This window comes from Kaistia sp. UC242_56 (assembly GCF_044452255.1).
In the GTDB taxonomy this organism is placed as follows: Bacteria; Pseudomonadota; Alphaproteobacteria; order Rhizobiales; family Kaistiaceae; genus Kaistia; species Kaistia defluvii_A.
The window spans coordinates 308,847-331,248 of the sequence record NZ_JBIOAN010000002.1; the positions used below are offsets into that span (position 1 = coordinate 308,847).

19 protein-coding genes are annotated in these 22,402 nt (G+C 66.4%); 11 read left to right on the forward strand and 8 right to left on the reverse strand.

Annotated elements, in window-relative coordinates:
* Positions 1-559 precede the first annotated feature (559 nt).
* The 6 genes from cysK to ubiE all read right to left on the reverse strand — a co-directional run bounded on the left by cysK (position 560) and on the right by ubiE (position 6,802).
* Positions 560-1,525, reverse strand: a complete 966-nt coding sequence (gene cysK, locus ACHMWQ_RS04215; RefSeq protein WP_396306501.1) for a cysteine synthase A — start codon at positions 1,523-1,525, stop codon at positions 560-562.
* A 71-nt stretch (positions 1,526-1,596) separates the two neighbouring features.
* Positions 1,597-2,073 carry a dUTP diphosphatase gene (gene dut / locus ACHMWQ_RS04220; RefSeq protein ID WP_396306502.1) on the reverse strand — a complete coding sequence of 159 codons (477 nt, stop codon included), beginning with the start codon at positions 2,071-2,073 and terminating at the stop codon, positions 1,597-1,599.
* Between the two features lie 38 nt (positions 2,074-2,111).
* Positions 2,112-3,194 (reverse strand): DUF4105 domain-containing protein, encoded by a 1,083-nt coding sequence (locus ACHMWQ_RS04225; protein WP_396306503.1) that lies wholly within the window; start codon positions 3,192-3,194, stop codon positions 2,112-2,114.
* Positions 3,136-4,398 carry a bifunctional phosphopantothenoylcysteine decarboxylase/phosphopantothenate--cysteine ligase CoaBC gene (gene coaBC / locus ACHMWQ_RS04230; RefSeq protein ID WP_396306504.1) on the reverse strand — a complete coding sequence of 421 codons (1,263 nt, stop codon included), beginning with the start codon at positions 4,396-4,398 and terminating at the stop codon, positions 3,136-3,138. The genes ACHMWQ_RS04225 and coaBC overlap by 59 nt, the downstream gene beginning before the upstream one ends.
* 45 nt (positions 4,399-4,443) lie before the next feature.
* Positions 4,444-6,018: a 2-polyprenylphenol 6-hydroxylase gene (ubiB, locus tag ACHMWQ_RS04235; RefSeq protein ID WP_396306505.1), complete on the reverse strand. Its 1,575-nt coding sequence runs from the start codon at positions 6,016-6,018 to the stop codon at positions 4,444-4,446.
* 4 nt (positions 6,019-6,022) lie between these two features.
* On the reverse strand, positions 6,023-6,802 hold the full coding sequence (gene ubiE / locus ACHMWQ_RS04240) for a bifunctional demethylmenaquinone methyltransferase/2-methoxy-6-polyprenyl-1,4-benzoquinol methylase UbiE (protein WP_396306506.1): 780 nt from the start codon (positions 6,800-6,802) through the stop codon (positions 6,023-6,025).
* 163 nt (positions 6,803-6,965) lie between these two features.
* On the opposite strand from ubiE, the gene mutM reads away from it, so the two are divergent.
* The 9 genes from mutM to recQ all read left to right on the forward strand — a co-directional run bounded on the left by mutM (position 6,966) and on the right by recQ (position 16,887).
* Complete coding sequence (gene mutM / locus ACHMWQ_RS04245) at positions 6,966-7,835, forward strand: bifunctional DNA-formamidopyrimidine glycosylase/DNA-(apurinic or apyrimidinic site) lyase (RefSeq protein ID WP_396306507.1); 870 nt, start codon at positions 6,966-6,968, stop codon at positions 7,833-7,835.
* A 128-nt stretch (positions 7,836-7,963) separates the two neighbouring features.
* Complete coding sequence (locus tag ACHMWQ_RS04250; protein WP_396306508.1) at positions 7,964-8,767, forward strand: enoyl-CoA hydratase; 804 nt, start codon at positions 7,964-7,966, stop codon at positions 8,765-8,767.
* A gap of 155 nt (positions 8,768-8,922) precedes the next feature.
* Positions 8,923-9,189, forward strand: a complete 267-nt coding sequence (gene rpsT / locus ACHMWQ_RS04255) for a 30S ribosomal protein S20 (protein WP_018182451.1) — start codon at positions 8,923-8,925, stop codon at positions 9,187-9,189.
* Positions 9,190-9,850: 661 nt separating this feature from the next.
* Positions 9,851-10,297 (forward strand): rhodanese-like domain-containing protein, encoded by a 447-nt coding sequence (locus ACHMWQ_RS04260; RefSeq protein ID WP_266334366.1) that lies wholly within the window; start codon positions 9,851-9,853, stop codon positions 10,295-10,297.
* Between the two features lie 109 nt (positions 10,298-10,406).
* A complete protein-coding gene (gene dnaA, locus ACHMWQ_RS04265; protein WP_396309383.1) occupies positions 10,407-11,849 on the forward strand; it encodes a chromosomal replication initiator protein DnaA in 1,443 nt (480 codons plus the stop codon).
* A gap of 202 nt (positions 11,850-12,051) precedes the next feature.
* The gene (gene dnaN, locus ACHMWQ_RS04270; protein WP_396306509.1) at positions 12,052-13,173 is read left to right on the forward strand and encodes a DNA polymerase III subunit beta; all 1,122 of its coding nucleotides are present in this window, start codon (positions 12,052-12,054) and stop codon (positions 13,171-13,173) included.
* Complete coding sequence (gene recF, locus ACHMWQ_RS04275) at positions 13,170-14,312, forward strand: DNA replication/repair protein RecF (protein WP_396306510.1); 1,143 nt, start codon at positions 13,170-13,172, stop codon at positions 14,310-14,312. The genes dnaN and recF overlap by 4 nt, the downstream gene beginning before the upstream one ends.
* Before the next feature lie 37 nt (positions 14,313-14,349).
* Positions 14,350-14,973: a LysE family translocator gene (locus ACHMWQ_RS04280; protein ID WP_396306511.1), complete on the forward strand. Its 624-nt coding sequence runs from the start codon at positions 14,350-14,352 to the stop codon at positions 14,971-14,973.
* Positions 14,974-15,078: 105 nt separating this feature from the next.
* A complete protein-coding gene (gene recQ / locus ACHMWQ_RS04285; protein ID WP_354553293.1) occupies positions 15,079-16,887 on the forward strand; it encodes a DNA helicase RecQ in 1,809 nt (602 codons plus the stop codon).
* Between the two features lie 9 nt (positions 16,888-16,896).
* Here recQ and ACHMWQ_RS04290 read toward each other — a convergent pair whose 3' ends face one another.
* Positions 16,897-17,484, reverse strand: a complete 588-nt coding sequence (locus ACHMWQ_RS04290) for a DedA family protein (RefSeq protein ID WP_396306512.1) — start codon at positions 17,482-17,484, stop codon at positions 16,897-16,899.
* Between the two features lie 234 nt (positions 17,485-17,718).
* Here ACHMWQ_RS04290 and gyrB point away from each other — a divergent pair, with 234 nt between their 5' ends.
* Positions 17,719-20,148 (forward strand): DNA topoisomerase (ATP-hydrolyzing) subunit B, encoded by a 2,430-nt coding sequence (gyrB, locus tag ACHMWQ_RS04295; protein WP_396306513.1) that lies wholly within the window; start codon positions 17,719-17,721, stop codon positions 20,146-20,148.
* A 24-nt stretch (positions 20,149-20,172) separates the two neighbouring features.
* Here the strand turns inward: gyrB and ACHMWQ_RS04300 are convergent, their stop codons facing one another.
* A complete protein-coding gene (locus tag ACHMWQ_RS04300) occupies positions 20,173-20,574 on the reverse strand; it encodes a lysozyme inhibitor LprI family protein (RefSeq protein ID WP_396306514.1) in 402 nt (133 codons plus the stop codon).
* Positions 20,575-20,813: 239 nt separating this feature from the next.
* Between ACHMWQ_RS04300 and gndA the strand changes: the two genes are divergently transcribed.
* Positions 20,814-22,244 (forward strand): NADP-dependent phosphogluconate dehydrogenase, encoded by a 1,431-nt coding sequence (gene gndA, locus ACHMWQ_RS04305; RefSeq protein WP_354553297.1) that lies wholly within the window; start codon positions 20,814-20,816, stop codon positions 22,242-22,244.
* The last annotated feature ends 158 nt before the right edge of the window (positions 22,245-22,402 follow it).

Genomic DNA, 22,402 nt, shown 5'->3' on the forward strand with positions numbered 1-22,402 from the left:
CTCCCATGGGGAGAGGTCGGAGCGAAGCTCCGGGTGAGGGGATGCGATCTCTCCGGTGAGGCCTCAACCCCTCACCCGCCGGCCTCCGGCCGTCGACCTCTCCCTCCGGGAGAGGTGAGGATTCCGCCTCGCAATGACCTGGGCACCCACACTCGCCGTCATCCCGGGCTTGACCGGGATCCATTCAGCCGACTGCTTTGGGAAGCTGCATGGATCCCGACTTCGCGGGGACGCGCCGGAGTTGGATACGGCGCCGTTTTGCTTTCTGCCATGAGAAAGATGAGGCGTTTGGCGCAGGATCTGAGGGAAAGACCCTCACCCCAACCCTCTCCCGTGAACGGGAGAGGGGACAGGTCGAGCCTCGCCCCTTCCGCACCGATCTCCGTTCAGACTGCACGCCCGATCCAAACGCGCAGTCCTAGGCCCTCGCCCGCGTGCGGGAGAGGGTTGGGTGAGGGGCTTGCTTGCAGGCTGAGGGGAAACCCTCAACCCTAAGCCAGAAGGGGCAAATCCAGCCCTGCCCGTCCGCCGCGTGCGGCGAGAGCGGCAGGCCGGGGCCCTATTCCAGACCTTCGAACAGAGCGGTCGACAGATAGCGCTCGGCGAAGGAGGGGATGATGATGACGATGTTCTTGCCGGCATTTTCCGGACGCGCGCCGACCTTCAGGGCTGCGGCCACCGCGGCGCCGGAAGAAATGCCGACCGGGATGCCCTCGACCCGCGCCACTTCGCGCGCCGTCTCCAGCGCCTCGGCGCTGGCGATCTGCACGATCTCGTCATAGATCGTCGTGTCGAGCACGCCGGGGATGAAGCCGGCGCCGATGCCCTGGATCTTGTGCGGGCCGGGCGCGCCGCCGGAGAGCACGGGGCTCTCGACCGGTTCGACCGCGATCACCTTGAGCGACGGCTTGCGCGGCTTCAGCGCCTGGCCGACGCCGGTGATGGTGCCGCCAGTGCCGATGCCCGAGATCAGGATGTCGATGCCGCCATCGGTATCGTTCCAAATCTCTTCCGCCGTGGTTTCGCGGTGGATCTGCGGATTGGCCGGGTTCTGGAACTGCTGCGGGATGACGGCGTCGCCGATCTCCGCCTTCAGTTCCTCGGCGCGGGCGATCGCGCCCTTCATGCCCTTCGGCCCCTCGGTCAGGACCAGTTCGGCGCCGAGCAGCTTCAGCATCTTGCGCCGCTCGATCGACATCGTCTCCGGCATGACGAGGATCAGCCGGTAGCCGCGCGCCGCCGCGACGAAGGCAAGCGCGATGCCGGTATTGCCCGAGGTCGGCTCGATCAGCGTGGTCTTGCCGGGGGTGATCGTGCCGGCGGCTTCCATCGCATCGACCATGGCGACGCCGATGCGGTCCTTGACGGAAGCGATCGGATTGAAGAATTCGAGCTTGGCCAGAAGATTGGCCTGCACGCCTTTCTGCTTGGCGAGGCGGTCGAGCCGGACGATCGGCGTGTCGCCGACCGTGTCGGTGATCGACGCATAGATCTTGCCGCGCCCGCGCTTCTTGTCATCCGCCATTGGTCGTCTCCTCAACCCGTTGCTCTTGCGGGCGAAATCCTAGTCCAGCCGGCCGGCCGGGTCGAGCCTCGCTATTGCCCGCCGGTCGAGCCGAAGCCGCCGGCGCCGCGTGTCGTTTCGGCCGAGAACTCGCTGACCACCTCGAAGCGCGGCCGCACCACCGGCACGAACATCATCTGGGCGATGCGGTCGCCCGGCTGGATTGTGATCGGCGGTGTGCCGGACGCGTTGCGGTTCCAGACGCTGACCAGGATCGGGCCGAGATAGTCGGCGTCGATCAGCCCGGTGGAATTGCCGAGCACCAGGCCCGTCTTATGGCCGAGGCCGGAGCGGGGCAGGATCATCGCGGCGACGAACGGATCGCGGATGAACAGCGACAGGCCGCTGGGGATCAGCACGGCCGGCGAGCCGGGCTCGATCGAGAGGGGGGCGTCGATCGCGGCGCGCAGGTCGATCGCCGCCGCCATGTCGCTCTGATAGGCGGGCATGCCCCAGGCCTCGAGGCGCGGATCGAGCACCTTCAGTTCGATGGTCGGCTGGTGCGGCACGGCAAGGTCCTCAACGGTAACGGAAGGCTAACGAGGGGTTAACGGGAGGGGAGGCTGTTAACCCGAATGGCTTGGGAGAAGTTTTCGCTGTCTCCGGCGGCGATGCCGAGCGCGCTGATGGCGGCGCGGCGGCGGAACTCGGCCTCGGACAGGCCCGACTTAAAGCCTTGATTCTGATAGATATAGCTCGGCAGATAGCCGGACAGCAGGATGCGGTAATCGAAGGGCAGCGCCGGGTCGAGCGCGCGCAGGAGCCGGAAAACCACCGTCGTGCAGTTGGTGGTGACCGTATTGTAGAAGGTCGGCACCTCGGCCAGGTGATTGCCGGTATCGAGATAGGACAGGAACAGTTCCCGCATCCCGGCTTTCGGCATGTGCACGGGGTAGAGATAGACGTCCTCTCCCCGGATGTTGGTTCTGAGGCGGATGATGTCGCGCTCGTCGGCGGCGATCAGCGCCAGGTCGAATTCCTTGAAGAAGCCGCCGATGGAGGAGAAGCTCTCGCCCTTCTCCTTGCGGATTTCCGCCGAGAAAACAACATGTTGTCCGTCTTCGAAACCGAAGGAGACCAGCGTGTGGGCAATCGCCGGTCCCGCCCAATAGGACAGGAACAGGTCGACGGATTCGATTTTCGACAGGTCGTAGGATCGCGTTTCCCAGCGCGGCGTGAACTGGGTCTCGGTCTGCCAGTCGAAGTTGCGGACGTTCGTCAGCGTGACGATGTCGCCGTCGCGGGTGCCGGTGACGATGTGCGCAACGTCGGGCGCCCATTCGTGATCGAAGCTCGGCTTTATGCTCGTCCACCAGAGCAGCGCCGCGATCAGCGCCAGCCCATAGACGCCGCGAACGATCCACGAACGCCTTGTAATATCAAGGAAAAGCACGCCAAGTGCGAACAGGCCCCAGGCGCCGATGGCGATCTTCACGGCAATTGGCGGCAGCGGAAGCTGGTACCAGAGCGCCATGCCGACCAGCGCCGCGGTCAGCGCGATCAGCAGCCAGAGAAGCAGACGTCCGATCCAGCGGAGGAGGGTCAGGAGGGCGCGGATGATGGGGCCTCGTTCAGGCGGTCGGCGGCAGGCGGCCGGCGATCCAGTGCACCAGGCGGCGGGCGACCTCATCCTTCGGCAGCTGCGGCCAGCTTTCGATCCCCTCCGGCGTCACCAGATGCACGGTGTTGGCGGCGCCGCCCATGACGTTATTCGCCGGCGAAACATCGTTGGCGACGATGATGTCGGCACCCTTGCGACCCAGCTTTTTCCGCGCATTTTCAAGCACATCGTCGGTCTCGGCGGCAAAGCCGACGACGAGGCCCGGCCGACCATCCCGGCGGTGCGCGATGGTCGAGAGGATGTCGGGATTCTCGGTGACGTGCAGGGGCGGCACGATGCCGCTGCCATCCTTCTTCAGCTTCGAGCCCGCCTCATGCGCTGGGCGCCAGTCGGCGACCGCAGCCGCGAAGATGGCGATATCGGCGGGAAGCGCGATCTCGACGGCGGCGAGCATGTCGCGCGCCGTCTCGACCCGGCGGACCGAGACGCCCTCGGGATCCGCCAAGCCGACGGGGCCGGCGACCAGCGTCACGCGGGCACCGGCAGCGGCCGCCGCGGCCGCGATGGCAAAGCCCTGCTTGCCGGAAGAGCGATTGGCGATGTAGCGGACGGGATCGATCGGCTCGTGCGTCGGCCCGGCCGTGACCAGAACATGCTTTCCCAACAAGGGCTTGGCGTCGGCGAGGTTTTCGGATGCGGCAGCTTTGCCTCCCGCCAGAAGTCCCTCGACGGCGGCGACGATGGCGAGCGGCTCGGACATCCGCCCGGTCCCGGCCTCACCGCTCTCGGCCATCTCGCCGCGCTCGGGGCCGGCGAGCCGGATGCCGTCGGCGATCAGGGTTGCGATGTTGCGCTGGGTTGCCGGATGCGCCCACATGGCCGGGTTCATCGCCGGGGCGACCAGTACGGGACGCTTGGTCGCGAGCAGGATCGCGCTGGCGAGGTCGTCGGCGTGGCCGCCTGCCATCTTCGCCATCAGGTCGGCGGTGGCGGGGGCGACGACGATCAGGTCGGCCTCGCGGGCCAGCCTTATATGGCCGACATCCTGCTCGGATTCCCGGTCGAACAGCTCGGTATAGACGGTGCCGCCGGCGAGCGCGCCGGCCGCGAGCGGGGTGATGAATTCCTGCGCGCCGCGTGTCATCACCACACGCACCGTGGCGCCGCGCTCCTTGAGGCGGCGGATCAGGTCGAGGCTCTTATAGGCGGCGATGCCGCCGGCGATGACGAGCAGGATCCGCTTGTCCCGAAGCGTCGCGTCCGAATGCGCCATGATGCTTCCCCGCTGTCGTCTCCGCGCGGTGCGCGAAGGCCAGAGCTACGTGAACATATTCCAGGCGAGCAGCACAACCGCCACCCAGACGCCGATGGTCAGCCAGCGATTGCCCCGGCCCTCGGCCCGGCCGATCGCCTCGACGGTTTCCGGCGAAAGGGTGATGCCGTCGCGGGTCGCGTCGCTCAATTGCGCGGCAATCCGGGCGCCATGCTGCAGCATGGTCGGCAGGCTGGTGACGGCGCGGCCGAGATCGGCGATGCCGGTGCCGGCTTGTTCAAGCTTGCCGAGCGGCCCGAGATTGCGCTCGATCCATTCGCGCACCACCGGCTCGGAAGCGGCCCACATGTCGAAGGTGGGGTCGAGCGAGCGGGCGACGCCCTCGACGACGACCATGGTCTTCTGAAGCATCAGGAGTTCCGGCCGCGTCTGCATGTCGAACAGTTCGGTGACCTCGAACAGCAGCGTCAGCAGCTTGGCCATCGAGATGTCGCTGGCCGGCTGGCCGTGGATCGGCTCGCCAATCGCGCGCAGCGCCTGGGCGAAATCTTCCGGCGCGTGGCGGGCTGGCACGTAGCCAGCCTCCATGTGCACTTCGGCGATGCGCAGATAGTCGCGGCGGATGAAGCCGTAGAGGATTTCGGCGAGGAAGCGCCGCTCGGCTTGGCCGAGACGTCCCATGATGCCGAAATCGACCGCGACGACGTCGCCGGCCGCATCGACGAACAGATTGCCCTGGTGCATGTCGGCATGGAAGAATCCGTCGCGCATGGCGTGGCGCAGGAAGGCCTGCATCAGCCGTCGCGCGACCGCCTTGCGGTCATGGCCGGCCGCCTCGATGCCGGCGGGATCGGAAAGCTTGACGCCGTCGATCCATTCCAGCGTCAGCACGTCGCGCGCCGTGCGGGCCCAGTCGACCTTGGGCACGCGGAAGCCGGGGTCGCCCTGGGTGCGCTCAGCCATTTCGGAAAGCGCCGCTGCTTCAAGGCGCAAATCCATCTCCATCGAGACGGAGCGCGCCAGCGTGTCGACCACGGCGAGCGGCTTCAGCCGCTGCATGGCCGGATCGAGCCGCTCGACCAGATGCGCGCCGGCATAGAAGGTCTCGAGATCGCGACGGAAGCGGCTGCGCACGCCGGGGCGCAGCACCTTGACGGCCACGGCGCGCAACGTGCCGTCGGCCTCGATCACGTCGGCCTTGTGCACCTGGGCGATGGAGGCGGCGGCGATCGGCGGCGAGAAATTGGCGAAGATCGCCTCGACTGGCTTGCCGAAATTCTTCTCGATGACCACACGCGCCGCCGGCTCGCCGAAGGGCTCGATCTCGTCACGGAGTCGTCCCAGCGCATCGGCGACATCCTCGCCGACGAAGTCGGGCCGGGTCGCCATGAACTGGCCGAGCTTCACATAGGAAGGGCCGAGCCTGTTGAGGGCGGCGGTGATCCGCTCGCCGCGATCGGCGACGAGCGCCGAGCGGCGCTCGACCAGCCGGCCGAGCCGGACGCCGAGGCGCGCGCCGGAGGGCAGATCATCGATATCGACGAGGCTGAACGCGCCTTCGCGCGCCAGAACGAAACCGGCCGCGGCGAGGCGGAAAAGGGCGGCTATGCCGAGCGCCATCGCGTCAGATTTTCCAGCCCGAGTGAATGGCGGCGATGCCGCCCGTCAGATTGCGATAGGAGACCTTGGCGAAGCCGGCCTGGCGGATCATCTCGGCAAAGCGCTCCTGATGCGGGAAGCGGCGGATCGATTCGACCAGGTAGCGATAGCTCTCGCTGTCGCCGGCAACCGCCTTGCCCATCGCCGGAATGACGTTGAACGAATAGAAATTATAGACCTTGTCGAGGCCGGGCACGTCGACGTCGGAAAATTCGAGGCAGAGGAAGCGGCCGCCGGGCTTCAGAACCCGGTAGGCTTCCTTCAGTGCCTGGTCGATGCGCGGTACGTTGCGGATGCCGAAGGCGATCGTATAGGCGTCGAAGCGGTTGCTCTCGAAGGGGAGTTCCTCGGCATTGCCCTCGACGAAGCTGACATGGTCGGCGAGGCCGCGCTTTTGCGCGCGCTCGCGGCCGACTTCCAGCATCGAGGCGTTGATGTCGCAGACCGTCGCGGTCGCCGATTTCTGCGAGCGCTCGACGATGCGGAACGAGACGTCGCCGGTGCCGCCGGCGACATCAAGCACCTCGAACGGCCGGTTGCGCGGCGGCGTCAGCCACGACACCATCGCATCCTTCCAGATGCGGTGCAGGCCGGCCGACATCAGATCGTTCATCAGATCGTAGCGCGAGGCCACCTTGTGGAAGACGTCGTTGACCATGCCCTGCTTGGCATCGACGTCGACATCGCGAAATCCGAAGGAGGCGCGGCCCTTTTCGGGCGTCTCGCTGCGAGATTCGGTCGCCATGGCGTCCCACTCCTTATATTACGCATGTGAGCCAGCGATCGCGGTGCGGGAAAGCCCGCGAATGCGGCGACCACCGCCCGATCTGGGAAAATTGAAGTCCTTGATACCTGAAGCGCATCCAGCGCGCCACGGCCCCCATACCCGCAGAGTTGACGCAGCCTAAATGCCAGAACTTCCCGAGGTAGAAACCGTCCGCCAGGGCCTCGCCCCCGCCATGGAGGGCGCCGTGATCGAACGGCTGGAGCAGCGCCGGCCCGACCTGCGCTTTCCCTTTCCCGAACGCTTCGCCGAAAGGCTGACCGGACGGCGGATCGAGGGGCTCGGCCGGCGCGCGAAATACCTGCTCGCCAATCTCGACGATGGCGCGGTGCTGATCATGCATCTCGGCATGTCGGGCTCGTTCCGGATCGAGGACGGGCCGGGCGACGATCCCGAGACGCCGGGCGAATTCCATCATCCGCGCGGAAAGGCCGCCGCGCACGACCACGTCGTGTTCCATCTCTCGAACGGCAAGCGCGTCATCTATAATGACCCGCGCCGCTTCGGCTTCATGGATCTGGTGGCCCGCGCGAAGATCGAGGCGGCCCGTCATCTCGTCGGCCTCGGCATCGAGCCGGTCGGCAATGCCTTCGATGGCAAGGCGCTGCACGCTTTGTTCCAGGGCAAGAAGACGCCGCTGAAGGCGGCACTGCTCGACCAGCGGCTGATCGCCGGCCTCGGCAATATCTATGTCTGCGAGGCGCTGCATATGTCCGGCCTGTCGCCGGAGAAGAGCGCCGGGTCGCTCACGGCCAAATCGGCGGAGCGGCTCGCGACTTCGATCCGCGAGGTCCTGGCCGCCGCCATCGCCGCCGGCGGCTCGTCGCTGCGCGATCATCGCCAGGCCAATGGCGAACTCGGCTATTTCCAGCATTCGTTCCGCGTCTATGACCGCGAAGGCGAACCCTGCCCGACGCCTGGTTGTTCCGGCGTGATCGCCCGCAAGGTGCAGTCCGGCCGCTCCACCTTCTATTGCCCTGTCTGCCAGAAATAAGCCGGAACGGCGGCGGCGCACGGCGGGCCGCTTGAATGCCGGGCCTGGGTCCGTTAGGCCTGCGGCACGGTCGCCCTGCTGATTTGCCCCTTGGCGGGAGGGCGGCGAGCCGAATGCGGGAGCGCGCCATGTCGTCGAAGATCACGCCGTCCGAAGACGCGACCTACGAGACCGTGCTGGTCGAGACCCACGCCGGCGTCGGCCTGATCCGGCTGAACCGGCCGAAGGCGCTGAATGCGCTGAGCCGTCAGCTGATCGCCGACCTGAACGCGGCGCTCGACGCGTTCGAGGCGGATGATGGCATCGGCGCCATCGTATTGACCGGCTCGGAAAAAGCCTTCGCCGCCGGCGCCGATATCAAGGAGATGCAGGCGCTCGGCTATGTCGACGTCTTCCTGGATGATTTCGTCGCCCGCTGGGAACGCCTCGCGGCCGTCCGCAAGCCGGTCGTGGCGGCGGTTGCGGGCTTCGCGCTGGGCGGCGGCTGCGAACTGGCGCTCATGTGCGATCTTGTCATCGCGGCTGACAACGCGAAGTTCGGCCAGCCGGAGATCACGCTCGGCCTGATGCCCGGCGCCGGCGGCACCCAGCGTCTCGCCCGTTCGGTCGGCAAGGCCAAGACCATGGACATGGTGCTGACCGGCAGAATGATCGACGCGGCCGAGGCCGAGCGGATCGGCCTGGTGTCGCGTGTCGTGCCGGCGGCGGAACTGGTCGACCAGGCGATCGCCGCCGCGCAGAAGATCGCCGGCCTGTCGCGGCCGTCCGTGCTGATGGCCAAGGAGGCTGTCAACCGCGCCTTCGAAGGCCCGCTTGCCGAGGGCGTCCGCACCGAGCGGCGGCTGTTCCATTCGCTGTTCGCGACCGAGGACGCGCGCGAGGGAATGGCGGCGTTCCTCGACAAGCGCCCCGCGGCGTTCCGCAACCGCTGAATCCTGCGCTTCCCGATTGACGGCGCGCGGGCAGATGATTATAAGCCGCCCATGAACCCGGGGCGGCCGCGAAGCTGCCTCTTCCGTTTAGCCTGAACTCCTCTGGGTTCGTGGCACGGAAAGTCCAACGAACCGCTTTTTCAGGAAGGCCCCTCATGGCCAATACGCCGTCCGCCAAGAAGGCGACCCGCAAGATTGCTCGCCGTGCCGAGGTCAACCGCAATCGCCGCAGCCGCATGCGCACGCATGTGCGCAAGGTTGAAGAGGCGATCGCGTCCGGCAACGCCGCCGCTGCCGCCGAGGCGCTCAAGAACGCCCAGCCGGAACTGATGCGCGCTGCCCAGAAGGGCGTGCTGCACAAGAACACCGCTTCCCGCAAGGTTTCGCGCCTCGCAGCGCGCGTGAAGGCGATTTCTGCCTGATCTGCAGACTTCTGGGGATTGACAAAAGCTCGGCTTCGGCCGGGCTTTTTTGTTATGCGGGTAAGTGTCTGCCCTGCCTCAGAAATGCCGTTATAGCCATTGCGGAAGCGCGGCAAGCCAGACTGCTTCGCATCATTTAGTGAGCAAAATCAAAGGCTTATCGGGCGGTCGGCATGGCCGTCATCGACTCGGCGGGATTCCAGTCGAGTCAAGGGCCGCGGGTCGAATATTTTTCGCCTGCTTCGGATCTTTTCTCCGGCCCCGCCGCCGCCATCTGAACCCTTTGAGTCGTAAGGGATTCGGACGGGCTGGAGGGGGGTATGGGGTGGGAGCCAGGGGGTGCGGCGCCGGGGCGCGGGCGAATCTTGGCGTTGCGCCGTTGCGAGCCACCAACCCGCTGTGTATTTTCCCCTTCATGGACACGACAACAAAAGTCGTCGTCCGCCGGAGGGGTGATCCGGCATTTATTCAAGCAGGCGTTTCTCGCCTCTGAGAGTTTAGGGGCGCTAAGGCAGTGAAATCGCGAACATTAAGTTTGCTCTATATGTAGTGTTTTTGCGTATTTAACTGCTTCCGCGTTCTGGAAGAACCTCCACCACCCTGTATCAACGAGCGTTTTACATAGTGCGTGACCCGCCGGTCATGTGCGTGAGGGGGCAGTATGTCTCGTTCGCCTGCCGGCAGCTTTGCCGGCGACGTTTCGGCCGATGAGGCTTGGGAAGGTCTTTCCAGCGAGCCGCAATCGATGCTCATCGATGTGCGGACCCGGGCCGAGTGGGCTTATGTCGGCATTGTCGACCTGAGCGCCATCGGCAAGGAGACGCTGCTGGTGGAGTGGCAGAGCTACCCGACGATGGCGGTCAACGCCGACTTCGCCGAGGTGCTCGCGGCCGAACTGGACCGACGCGGCGTCGGTCGCGAGACGGCCTTGTATTTTCTGTGCCGGTCCGGCGCGCGCAGCCTCGCGGCAGCGAACGCTCTGGCCGATGCCGGTTTCGACCGGTGCTTCAACATTGCCGGCGGCTTTGAAGGGCCGCTGGACGAGGGCCGACATCGTGGTTCCGTGGATGGCTGGAAAGCCGCGGGACTGCCTTGGGTCCAATCATGATTAGATGCCAATCGTTACGAGAGGGGCTCAGATGCGCGACGACAGGACTGGCGAATTCGGATCGGGGGCTTCGGCCTTGCGGGCTATCGCCGTCGACGAGGTTCAGCCGATGAGCGGGCGTGCCGATGCGGTGCTGTGGGAGCGCGTCAAGACGCGGCTCCGGACGGAACTGGGCGAGGACGTCTTCTCCAGCTGGTTTGCGCGTGTTGAGTTCGAAGGCGCCGATGGCGCATCCGTCAACCTTTCGGTGCCGACCCGGTTTCTGAAATCCTGGATCCAGGCGCATTATTTCGACAAGCTGCTCGGTCTCTGGACGGCGGAAGTCGACAGCGTCCGCCGGGTCGAACTGATCGTGCGCGGCGCCGTCCGGGCGCGCGCTCCCGCCAAGGTCGACAAGCCGTCCGTGGCGAGCGTCGCCGCCAATCCGACGCCGACCTTCATTCCCGCGGCCAGTGCTGCCCCGGTCCTGATGCAGGCAAGCCCCGCCCGCATCGAGGCCGATGGCGCCGGCTCGCCGGTCGATCCGCGCTTCACCTTCGAGACCTTCTGCGAGGGCGGCGCCAACCGCGTTGCCTATGCCGCCGCCCGCGCCGTCGCCGAGACGCCGGCCGGCCGGCCGACACCCTATAACCCGCTCTACCTTCACGCCGGTGTCGGCCGCGGCAAGACGCATCTGCTGCATGCCGTCGCCCAGGCGGCGCGCCGCGCCGATCCGAGCCGCAAGGTCGTCTACCTGACCGCCGAGCACTTCATGTTCCGCTTCGTCGCGGCGCTGAAGAACCAGTCGGCAATCGCCTTCAAGGAAAACCTGCGCGACATCGATCTGCTGCTGATCGACGATCTGCAGTTCCTGCAGGGCAAGTCGGTGCAGCAGGAATTCTGCCACATGCTGAATGCGCTGATCGACGGCGCGCGCCAGGTGGTGGTGGCGGCGGACCGTCCCGCGGCCGAGCTGGAGACGCTGGACGAGCGCGTTCGCTCGCGCCTTCGCGGCGGCGTCGCCTTCGAGATCGGCTCGCCGGATCTGGATCTGCGCCGCGATATACTGAAGTCACGCTATGCGATCGCGCAGTCGCAGAATCCGGGCGTCGACGTTCCCGAGACGGTCATCGAATATGTCGCCCAGTCGGTCGTCTCGAACGGCCGCGACCTGGAAGGCGCGCTGAACCGCCTCGTGGCGCAGTGGCAGTTCACCAACCAGCCGGTGACGATGAATTCGGCCGAGATCACGCTTCGCGATCTCGTCGGCGCCTCCGAGCCGCGCCGGGTCAAGATCGAGGACATCCAGAAGGTCGTCTCGCGCCACTACAACGTGTCGAAGGCCGACCTGCTCTCGAGCCGCCGCACCCGCACCATCGTGCGTCCTCGTCAAATCGCTATGTATTTGTCCAAGACGCTGACCCCGCGCTCGCTGCCGGAAATCGGCCGCCGCTTCGGAGGTCGCGACCACACCACGGTGCTGCACGCCGTGCGCAAGGTCGAGGAGATGATGCAGGGAGACCAGCATCTGAAGGAAGAGATCGAGTTGCTGAAGCGCATGATCGACGAATAGTCGGTCTGCCCAGGGGCCGGCGGGGATCTCCGCCGGCCTTTTCTTATTCCAGCCTGCCGCGCCGCCTCCGGCCGATTGTCGAGGGGGCCTTGCGTTCCGGGCTCGAACAAGCCAATTTCCACGGTCCGTACCGGACGCTCTGTCCGCCTTATGTCGGTGCCGCGCCATCTGCGCGGCTTTTCTATCAAGGTTCCTGCGTTTCATGAGAGCGACCCTCGAGCGATCCAACCTCCTGAAGTCCCTCAACCACGTTCATCGCGTGGTCGAACGGCGGAACACGATCCCGATCCTCTCCAACGTCCTGCTCCGCGCCTCTGGCTCGGAACTGACGCTGAAGGCGACCGATCTCGATCTCGAGATCCTGGAAACCATTGCCGCCGATGTCGGCCGTCCGGGCGCGACCACCGTGCCGGCGCACATGCTCTACGACATCGTGCGCAAGTTGCCGGATGGCTCGGAAGTGGTGCTGGAGACGTCGGCCGATGGCCAGACGCTGACGGTTCGCTCGGGCCGCTCCAACTTCTCGCTGCAGATGCTGCCGGAGACCGATTTCCCGGACCTGACCACGGGCGAGTTCCCGATCCGCTTCGAAATGCCGGCCTCGGCCTTCAAGACGTTGATTGATCGCACCCAGTTCGCGATCTCGACGGAAGAGACCCGCTATTATCTGAACGGCATCTACCTGCACACGCCGACGATCGAAGGCCGCACGGTGCTGCGCGCGGTCGCGACCGATGGCCACCGCCTGGCCCGGGCGCAGACCAATGCGCCGATCGGCTCCGAAGGCATGCCGGGCGTGATCGTGCCGCGCAAGGCGGTCGGCGAGATCCAGAAGCTGCTGGAAAGCTCGGAAGAAGTCGCGACCATCGAACTGTCCGAGACCAAGATCCGCGTCTCCTTCGGCGCGGTGGTCCTGACCTCGAAGCTGATCGACGGGACCTTCCCGGACTATGCCCGCGTCATTCCGCAGGGCAATGACAAGCTCCTCAAGGTCGATCGTGGCACCTTCTCCAACGCCGTCGACCGCGTCTCGACCATCGCCAGCGAGCGCGGCCGCGCTGTCAAGCTGTCGCTGTCGTCGGAAGGCCGCCTGGCGCTCACCGTCAACAATCCGGATTCGGGTTCGGCGACGGAAGAGCTCGACGTCGACTACGCCGCCGACCCGATCGATATCGGCTTCAATTCGCGCTACCTGCTCGACATTGCCGGCCAGCTCAAGACCGGCACGGCGCTGTTCAAGCTGGCCGATCCCGGCTCGCCGACGTTGATCCAGGATGACGGCGACGAGGACGCGCTCTACGTCCTGATGCCGATGCGCGTGTGAGCCTCACGGCCGAGGCCGGCCAGCCGCGCATCACGCGGCTGACGCTGGCCGACTTCCGCTCCTATAGCCGTCTCGATGTCGCCATCTCCGGTCGCCTGGTCGCCCTTTCGGGCGAAAATGGCGCCGGCAAGACCAATCTGCTCGAAGCGATCTCGCTGCTGTCGCCGGGCCGCGGCCTGCGCCGCGCCGACATGGCCGAGATGGCGCGGATCGGCGGGGGCGGCGGCTTCGTCGTGGCGGTTGATCTCGACACGGCGAATGGCCCCGTCCGCCTGGGCACGGCGTTGGACGGCCAGCCGCCGTCGCGCCGCTGCCGCATCGATGGCGCGCCGGTTTCCTCCGCCACCGCTTTCGCCGAATATCTGCGCATGGTCTGGCTGACGCCGGCGCTGGATGGCCTGTTTACAGGCCCCGCCGGTGACCGTCGCCGCTTTCTCGATCGCCTGGTCCTGGCGGTCGATGCGCAGCATGGCACCCGGGTCAATTCCTTCGAGAAGGCGGTGCGGGGCCGCAATCGCCTGCTCGAAGATCCGTCGCCCGACAGGGCCTGGCTCGACGGGCTGGAAGCCGAGATCGCCGAGATCGGCGTCGCGGTCGCCGCCGCCCGCAAGGAGACGGCGGAACGGCTTGCGGGCCTGATCGCCGAGGAGCGCGACGACAGTTCGCCCTTTCCCTTCGCCGTGCTGGCGCTCGAAGGCGATGTCGAGGGCTGGATCGGCCAGGGGCCGGCGGTCGAGGCCGAGGATCGCTATCGCGCCGCCCTCCGCAACGGCCGGGCGCGCGACCGCGCCGCCGGCCGCACGCTGATCGGGCCGCAGGCGAGCGACCTCGTCGTTCGCCACGGACCGAAGGACGTGCCCGCCGGCCGTGCCTCGACCGGCGAGCAGAAGGCGCTGCTCGTCGGCATCGTGCTGGCGCATGCCAGGCTGGTGGCGCGGATGAGTGGGCTCGCGCCGATCGTCCTGCTCGACGAGATCGCCGCCCATCTCGACCAGCGCCGCCGCGCGGCCCTGTTCGAGGCACTGGACAGGCTCGGCGGACAGGTGTTCATGACGGGGGCCGATCCGGCCCTGTTTGCCGAATTGCCGGATTCGGCGCAGATTTTCACGGTGACGCCGGGACGCGTCGAAACATTGTGACGCGCCGGGCTGACTAGGCACGGCCGAAGAGGGTGGGATGACAGGACTTTCGCTTTCCGGATTGGCGCTGTTCGCCGCCGCCCTCGCGGTTGCTGCTTTTTCGCCCGGCCCCGGCATCGCGGCCATCGTCGCCCGCGTCCTGGGGCGTGGCCGTCACGGCGCCTTTGCCTTCACCGCCGGCATGGCGATCGGCGATATCGTCTGGCTGACGCTGGCCGTGCTGGGCCTCGCCATGGTGGCGCAGACCTTCCATGAAGTGTTCGCGCTGCTCAAATATGCTGGCGCCGCCTATCTGCTCTATGTCGCCTGGAAGATGTGGAAGGCCCCGGCCGCCGCCCCCGACATCGCGCCGGTCGGCTTGCGGGAGAGCCGCCTTCGGCTGTTCCTGGCGGGCCTTGCCGTCTGCATGGGCAATCCGAAGACGATGGTGTTCTATCTGGCCCTGCTGCCCTCGATCCTCGACGTCACCCGCATTGACGGGCTGGCCTTCCTCGAGCTCTCGATGGTGACGCTGTCCGTGGTCGGCATGGTTTTCGCCTTCTATGTCGGCGTGACGCTGCGCGCACGCCGCCTGATCACCAGCGCGAAAGCGGTGCAGCGGGTCAATCGCGGCAGCAGCGTGGTCATGGCGGGAGCGGCCATCGCCATCGCCACGCGATAGCGCGCCCGGCCAGACGGATCGACGCGGGCCGGCTTTCGCGCGTGTAAGCCGGCTGCCGAGCGGCTAGCATCGCCGGAACCCGAATCACTTTCCCCCGGATGCTCCATGCCGCTATCGCGCGCCCGCGCAGCGCTCAAAACTGTCTTTGGATACGATGATTTCCGCCCCGGCCAGGACGAGGTCATCGCGGCGGTGATGAGCGGCGAGCATGTGCTCGCGGTCATGCCGACCGGTTCCGGCAAGTCGATGTGCTACCAGTTGCCGGCGATCGTTGACGGCGGCCTGACGGTCGTCGTCTCGCCGCTGATCGCGCTGATGCGCGACCAGGTGCAGCAGATGCAGCATGTCGGCGTGGCGGCGGCGACGCTGAACTCGACCAATGGCGACGATGCCAATCGCGAGACGCTGCGCCGCCTGCGCGCCGGCGAAATCTCGCTTCTGTTCGTCTCGCCCGAGCGGCTGGCCGGCGACGGGCTGGTCTCGCTGCTGGCCGCCTGCGATGTGCGCCGGCTGGCGATCGACGAGGCGCATTGCGTCTCGCAATGGGGCCATGACTTCCGTCCCGAATATCGCCAGCTCGCCTCCGTGCGCGAGGCGCTGGGCGGCGTGCAGGTGGTGGCGCTGACGGCGACCGCCGACCAGGCGACCCGCAACGATATCGCAGCCCAGCTCTTCCCGGCGCCGCCCCGGGTGGTCGTCCATTCCTTCGACCGGCCCAACATCCATCTCCGCTTCGAGGCCAAGGACCGGCCGCGCACGCAGATCGCCGACTTCCTCGCCCGCCACAAGGGCGGCAGCGGCATCATCTACGCCTCGTCGCGCGACAAGACCGAGAAGCTGTCGGAATGGCTGGTCGGCAAGGGCATCCGCTCGGTGCCCTATCATGCCGGACTCGACGCCGGCATCCGTTCCAAGCACCAGGATATCTTCCTGCAGGAGGATGGCGTCGTTGTCGTCGCCACCGTCGCCTTCGGCATGGGCATCAACAAGCCGGACGTCCGCTTCGTCATCCATGCCGACATGCCGGCGGGTGTCGAGGCCTATTACCAGGAGATCGGCCGCGCCGGCCGCGATGGGCTTCCGGCCGACACGCTGACGCTGTACGGGCTCGACGACATGGCCTTCCGCCGTCGCCAGATCGACGAGAAGGCGATCAGCGAGGCGCAGCGCCGGGTCGAGCAGAAGCGGCTCGCGGCGATGACCGATCTTGCGGAGTCCGCGACCTGCCGGCGGCAGGCGCTGCTCGCCTATTTCGGCGAGCCGATGGGCCGCTGCGGCCATTGCGACCTCTGCCAGGGTGGCGCGGAACTGGTCGATGCGACGGTCGACGCGCAGAAGGTGCTCTCCGCCGTCGTGCGCACCGGGCAGCGCTATGGCGCGGCGCATCTGGTCGATGTCCTGCGCGGCGAGGCGACGGACGCCGTGCAGCGCCAGGGCCACGACAAGATCAAGACGTTCGGTGTCGGCACGGATCGCAGCGCGCATGTCTGGCGAACGCTGGTGCGCCAGCTTTTCGCGGCCGGCGCGCTGGCCGAGGCGAGCGAGGAGCATGGCGGCTTCCGCATCACGCCGGAAGGCGAGGCGGTGCTGTTCGGGCATGAGCGGATCGCGCTGCGCTCGATCCGCGAGGCGGCGCCCAAGGGCCGCGCCAGGCGGAGCGAGAAGGACGACCGCGCCGACGGCCTCGACGAGGCGACCGCGACCATGTTCGAGCAGTTGCGCGCGCTCCGGCGCGAGATCGCCCGCGGCGAAGGCGTGCCGGCCTACATGGTCTTCCCCGATCGCACGCTGATCGAGATGGCCGAGGCGATGCCCGGCACGCTGGACGAGATGCGCGGTGTGCAGGGGGTCGGCGAGCGCAAGCTCTCCCTCTATGGCGAGGCCTTCCTCGAGGCGCTGCATTCCGCCCGCTGACGGCGCGCCTCAGGCGTCCGCCTGCCGACGCGCCTGCCCGTGGGCATACCAGGCCCGCGCGAGCGCCACGGCCGCCAGCACGCCGACCAGCAGCAGGCCGGCGACGATCAGTTTGTGGTCCTGATGCAGGCGGCCGGCAAAGCGCTCCAGCGTCTGGCTGAACAGGTAGCCGATCGTGGTCATCACCGCCGCCCAGACGGCGGCCGAGATGAGATTGAGGCCTGTGAACAGCAGCGGACTGACTCGGGCCACGCCGATCGCGATCGGGCTGATCGTGCGGATGCCGTAGATGAAGCGGAAGCCCAGGATGAATGGCACCTTGTTGCGGTGGATCTGGTCGAGCACCTTGGCGAAGGCGGGGCGGGCCATCTGCTTCTGCGCATAGCGGCTGCCGCCCAGATAGCGTCCGACCAAGAACCAGGCCTGGTCGCCGGTGACCGAACCGGCGAAGGCGGCGAGGAAGACGGCGTAGGGGTTCATCACATGCTGATGCGCCAGGAAGCCGGCGGCGATGACCACGCTCTCGCCCTCGACGATGACGCCGAGATAGACGACGATCAGTCCGTACTGGACGAGGAAGGCGTGGATCGCGGACATGGATCGGGCTTTCTCTGGCGTCGCCGGCGGCACGGTGGTTCGCTGACAGCATCCGGTGCCGTCGCCCGGCTTGCAAGCTCGGCGGTCGCCGGAACCCGTCAGTGGCGATTTGCCACCGAAGCGCCGCGTTTCCGTGTAAGGCTAAGGGTGTAATTTGCTTGTCGAAGCAATATATTAGCCTCTCGATTCGACGTATCGCGCGCGCAGGCGCGCGACGCTTTCAAGGAAGCCTGAATGTCCGATACCGCCCGCGATCAAGCCTCTGATGCCTACGGCGCCGATTCTATCAAGGTGCTCAAGGGCTTGGATGCCGTCCGCAAGCGCCCGGGCATGTATATCGGCGACACGGACGACGGCTCCGGCCTCCACCACATGGTGTATGAGGTGGTCGACAACGCCATCGACGAGGCGCTCGCCGGCCATGCTGACGAGGTCAATGTCACCCTGAATGCGGACGGGTCCGTCACGGTTCGCGACAATGGCCGCGGCATTCCGACGGATCTGCATGCCGAGGAGGGCGTTTCGGCGGCCGAGGTCATCATGACCCAGCTGCATGCTGGCGGTAAGTTCGACCAGAATTCCTACAAGGTCTCCGGCGGTCTGCACGGCGTCGGTGTCTCGGTCGTGAATGCGCTGTCGAGCATGCTGAGGCTGACGATCTGGCGCAACGGCAAGGTGCATCAGATCGAGTTCGCGCATGGCAACGCCGTGTCGCCGCTTAAGATCATCGGCGACTGGGACGGCCGCAACGGCACCGAAGTCACCTTCCTGCCCTCGACGGACACCTTCACCCAGGTCGAATTCGATTTTGACACGCTGGAACACCGCCTGCGCGAGCTCGCCTTCCTGAATTCGGGCGTGCGCATCGTGCTGACCGACAAGCGCGGCGTCGAAGTCCGGCGCGAAGAGCTGGTCTATGACGGCGGCCTCGATGCTTTCGTGCGCTATCTCGACCGCACCAAGAAGCCGCTGATGACGGCGCCGATCTACATGACCAGCGAGCGCGACGGCATCACCGTCGAGGTCTCGATGTGGTGGAACGACAGCTACCACGAGAACGTCCACTGCTTCACCAACAACATCCCGCAGCGCGATGGCGGCACGCATCTGGCCGGTTTCCGCGGCGCGCTGACGCGCCAGGTCACCGGCTATGCCGACAGCCAGGGCATCTCGAAGCGCGAGAAGGTGACGCTGTCTGCCGATGATTGCCGCGAAGGCCTGACGGCGGTGCTTTCGGTCAAGGTGCCGGATCCGAAGTTCTCGTCCCAGACCAAGGACAAGCTGGTCTCGTCGGAAGTGCGTCCGATCGTCGAGAACGCCGTCAACGAGATGCTCGGCATGTGGTTCGAGGAGCATCCGGCGGAATCGAAGATCATCCTCGCCAAGGTCGTCGAGGCTGCCACCGCCCGCGAAGCGGCGCGCAAGGCGCGCGACCTGACGCGGCGCAAGGGCGCGCTCGACATCGCCTCGCTGCCCGGCAAGCTCGCCGACTGCCAGGAACGCGACCCGGCCAAGTCCGAAATCTTCATCGTCGAGGGTGACTCGGCAGGTGGCTCGGCCAAGCAGGGCCGCAACCGCGAGAACCAGGCCGTGCTTCCGCTGCGCGGCAAGATCCTGAACGTCGAGCGTGCACGCTTCGACAAGATGCTGTCGTCCGAGCAGATCGGCATGCTGATCATCGCGCTCGGCACCTCGATCGGCAAGGACGAGTTCGCGCCGGACAAGCTGCGCTACCACAAGATCATCATCATGACGGACGCCGACGTCGACGGCGCCCATATTCGCACCCTGCTGCTGACCTTCTTCTTCCGCCAGATGCCGGAGCTGATCGAGCGCGGGCACATCTACATCGCCCAGCCGCCGCTCTATAAGGTCACCAAGGGCCGTTCCGAGCAGTACCTGAAGAACGAGCGCGCGCTGGAGGATTACCTGATCCAGCAGGGCCTCGATGAGGCCGCGCTGCAGCAGGAAGATGGCGAAGTCCGCGCCGGCGCGGATCTCGATCACCTGATCCAGGACGCGCGCCAGATCGCCTCGATCCTGAGCGGCATCCATACCCGCTACGACCGCGGCATGGTCGAGCAGGCGGCGATGGCCGGCGGTCTCGACCCGGCGCTGCTCGAAGACAAGGACCGCGCCACGGCCGCCGCCAACGCGATCGCCACCCGCCTCGACCTGATCGCCGAGGAAACCGAGCGCGGCTGGCAGGGCACGCTCGACCCGCAAGGCGGTTACCGCTTCGAGCGCGAGGTTCGTGGCGTGCGCGAGGTGCACACCATCGACCTGGCGCTGATCGATTCGGCCGATGCCCGCAAGCTGCATGCCATCTCGTCGCGGATCTCCGACGTCTTCGCCAAGCCGTCGACGCTGCGTCGCAAGGAAATGAGCACGCCGATCTTCGGCCCGCGCTCGCTGCTGGAAGCCGTCTTCCTGCAGGGCCGCAAGGGCATCCAAATGCAGCGCTACAAGGGCCTTGGCGAGATGAACGCCAGCCAGCTCTGGGAAACGACGCTCGATCCCAACGTCCGTTCGCTTCTGCAGGTGAAGATCAAGGAGGCGGACGCCGCCGACGATCTCTTCACCAAGCTGATGGGCGACGAAGTCGAGCCGCGCCGCGAGTTCATCCAGGACAACGCCCTCAGCGTGGTCAATCTCGACGTCTGAGGATCTGGCTTCCCGCCGGCGGGTTCACTCCGCCGGCACGGGGCAGCTCATGTCGCCTTCCCGGCAGGCCAGCATCGCCTTGAGCTCGTCCAGCCGGGTGCGGGTCATGCCGTCCAGGCAGGTGCTGTAGACCATCGGATAGGCGCTGCCGCCGCTGACGCCGGAGCTGCGGAAGCTGCATTCGGCATCGCGGAACGCGATCCAGGCGCGCTGCGTCGTCACCAGCAGCCGCGTCGCGTCGGGGTCGTCGGCGAGGCGCCGGGTGATCGCCCGGTAGACCATGTTGAGCCGCTTGTCGGTGGCCTTGAGCGCCATGTCCGCGCAGACGTTCATCGTCGATTGGTCCGGGGCGTTGTCGCAATCCATCGCAGGAGCGGCCGATGTACCTGCGAGCGTCATGGCGGCGATGAGGAGGAGACGGCGCATGGATTTCTCCTGAAGGTTGTGCGGCCCGAGTAGAGTCGGAATCCGGCTTTCCGGCAAGTCGTCGATGTTTCGTGTGTCGCAGCAATTTTCGGGCGGGATATTGCCCTCGTCCCGTCCTCGGTCCATACCGTCTGTCTGTGCACCCGTCCGCTCAGCCGCTCGGCTGATGTCAAACTCGCAGGCCAACGTAGTTCCCCGCGATGGTCCCAAAGTCTAACACGCATCAGGGATGAAACACTTTGCAGCAACTCGCTGATATTGGCGTGCTTGGTCTCGCCGTCATGGGCGCGAACCTCGCCCGCAACGCGGCCCGCAAGGGATTCGGCGTCGCCGTGTTCAACCGCAATGGTGCCCGCACCGACGAACTGATCGGCGAGCACGGCTCCGAGGGCCGTTTCACGCCGTCGAAGACGATTCCGGATTTTGTCGCTTCGATCGCCAAGCCGCGCGCCATCATCATCATGGTCAAGGCCGGTCAGCCGGTCGACCAGGTGATCGAGGAGCTGCTGCCGCATCTGGAGACGGGTGACATCATCATTGATGGCGGCAACTCCCTCTACACCGATACGAACCGGCGCTTCCACTATCTGAAAGACCGCGACATCAAGTTCATCGGCATGGGCGTGTCCGGCGGTGAAGAGGGTGCGCTCGAAGGTCCGAGCATGATGCCGGGCGGCACGCGCGAGGCCTATGCCCGCATCGAGCCGATCGTCACCAAGATGGCGGCCCAGGTCGATGGCGAGCCCTGCTGCGCCTATATCGGCACCGAAGGCTCCGGCCATTACGTCAAGATGGTCCATAACGGCATCGAATATGCCGACATGCAGCTGATCACCGAAGCCTATGACCTGTTCAAGACGGTCTATGGCCTCGAGGCGCCTGCGATCGCCGACATCTTCGCCGAATGGATGAAGGGCGATCTCGATTCCTACCTGATCGACATCACCTCGGCCGTGCTGCGCAAGATCGACAGCACCGGCAAGCCGCTGGTCGATTCGATTGTCGACGAAGCCGAGCAGAAGGGCACCGGACGCTGGACGGCGCAGTCGGCGCTGGATCTCGGCGTGCCGCTGACCTCGATCACCGAGGCGGTGTTCGCGCGCGCCCTTTCCGGCCGTCGGGCCCAGCGCGCCGAAGCCGAAAAGCTGTTCCCGCACGAGGCTCCCGCCAAGCGCCAGATCACCCAGGCCGACATCGACGCCGTCAAGGATGCGCTCTATGCCTCCAAGATCGTCGCCTATGCCCAGGGCTTCGAGCATCTGACGGTCGCCTCCGAGCAGTTCGGCTGGGATCTGAAGCTCGGCGAGGTCGCCTCGCTCTGGCGCGGCGGCTGCATCATCCGCGCCCGCTTCCTCAACCGCATCCGCGATGCCTATGACGCGGGCGTCGCTGGTCCGAACCTGCTACTGCAGGACTATTTCCGCGATGCGGTTTCGAAGGCCGAGCCGAACTGGCGCAAGGTCGTGGGCCTGGCGATCGAGCAGGGCATTCCGGTTCCCGCCTTCTCGTCGTCGATCGCCTATTATGATGGCCTGCGCCGCGCGCGCGGCCCGGCCAACCTGCTGCAGGGCCTGCGCGATTATTTCGGCGCGCACACCTATGGCCGCCTCGACAAGCCGGGCAAGTTCCACACGCGCTGGAGCCAGGATGGCTCCGAGATCGACGCCTGAGCAACAAAACGATACCGGCCCGCAATGTTTCCTTGCGGGTCGGCCAAATTCCGGGCGCATTCGCCATCGATCCTGACGCTGCGTCTTCTTCTTGCGGCCTAGCCGTTGCGCGAAGATGGCAGTGCACCCACATGTGGTGCGCGATTGAAACAGGCGGA

Bases quoted from the DNA above. Each gene is read 5' to 3' on its own strand.
- cysK (WP_396306501.1), bottom strand. From the start codon at position 1,525: ATGGCGGATGACAAGAAGCGCGGGCGCGGCAAGATCTATGCGTCGATC.
- recQ (WP_354553293.1), top strand. From the start codon at position 15,079: ATGCCGCTATCGCGCGCCCGCGCAGCGCTCAAAACTGTCTTTGGATAC.
- ACHMWQ_RS04250 (WP_396306508.1), top strand. From the start codon at position 7,964: ATGTCGTCGAAGATCACGCCGTCCGAAGACGCGACCTACGAGACCGTG.
- ACHMWQ_RS04225 (WP_396306503.1), bottom strand. From the start codon at position 3,194: ATGAGGTCGCCCGCCGCCTGGTGCACTGGATCGCCGGCCGCCTGCCGC.
- ubiB (WP_396306505.1), bottom strand. From the start codon at position 6,018: ATGGCGCTCGGCATAGCCGCCCTTTTCCGCCTCGCCGCGGCCGGTTTC.
- ACHMWQ_RS04290 (WP_396306512.1), bottom strand. From the start codon at position 17,484: ATGTCCGCGATCCACGCCTTCCTCGTCCAGTACGGACTGATCGTCGTC.
- ACHMWQ_RS04260 (WP_266334366.1), top strand. From the start codon at position 9,851: ATGTCTCGTTCGCCTGCCGGCAGCTTTGCCGGCGACGTTTCGGCCGAT.
- gyrB (WP_396306513.1), top strand. From the start codon at position 17,719: ATGTCCGATACCGCCCGCGATCAAGCCTCTGATGCCTACGGCGCCGAT.
- coaBC (WP_396306504.1), bottom strand. From the start codon at position 4,398: ATGGCGCATTCGGACGCGACGCTTCGGGACAAGCGGATCCTGCTCGTC.
- ACHMWQ_RS04280 (WP_396306511.1), top strand. From the start codon at position 14,350: ATGACAGGACTTTCGCTTTCCGGATTGGCGCTGTTCGCCGCCGCCCTC.
- rpsT (WP_018182451.1), top strand. From the start codon at position 8,923: ATGGCCAATACGCCGTCCGCCAAGAAGGCGACCCGCAAGATTGCTCGC.
- mutM (WP_396306507.1), top strand. From the start codon at position 6,966: ATGCCAGAACTTCCCGAGGTAGAAACCGTCCGCCAGGGCCTCGCCCCC.
- ubiE (WP_396306506.1), bottom strand. From the start codon at position 6,802: ATGGCGACCGAATCTCGCAGCGAGACGCCCGAAAAGGGCCGCGCCTCC.
- dnaN (WP_396306509.1), top strand. From the start codon at position 12,052: ATGAGAGCGACCCTCGAGCGATCCAACCTCCTGAAGTCCCTCAACCAC.
- ACHMWQ_RS04300 (WP_396306514.1), bottom strand. From the start codon at position 20,574: ATGCGCCGTCTCCTCCTCATCGCCGCCATGACGCTCGCAGGTACATCG.
- dnaA (WP_396309383.1), top strand. From the start codon at position 10,407: ATGAGCGGGCGTGCCGATGCGGTGCTGTGGGAGCGCGTCAAGACGCGG.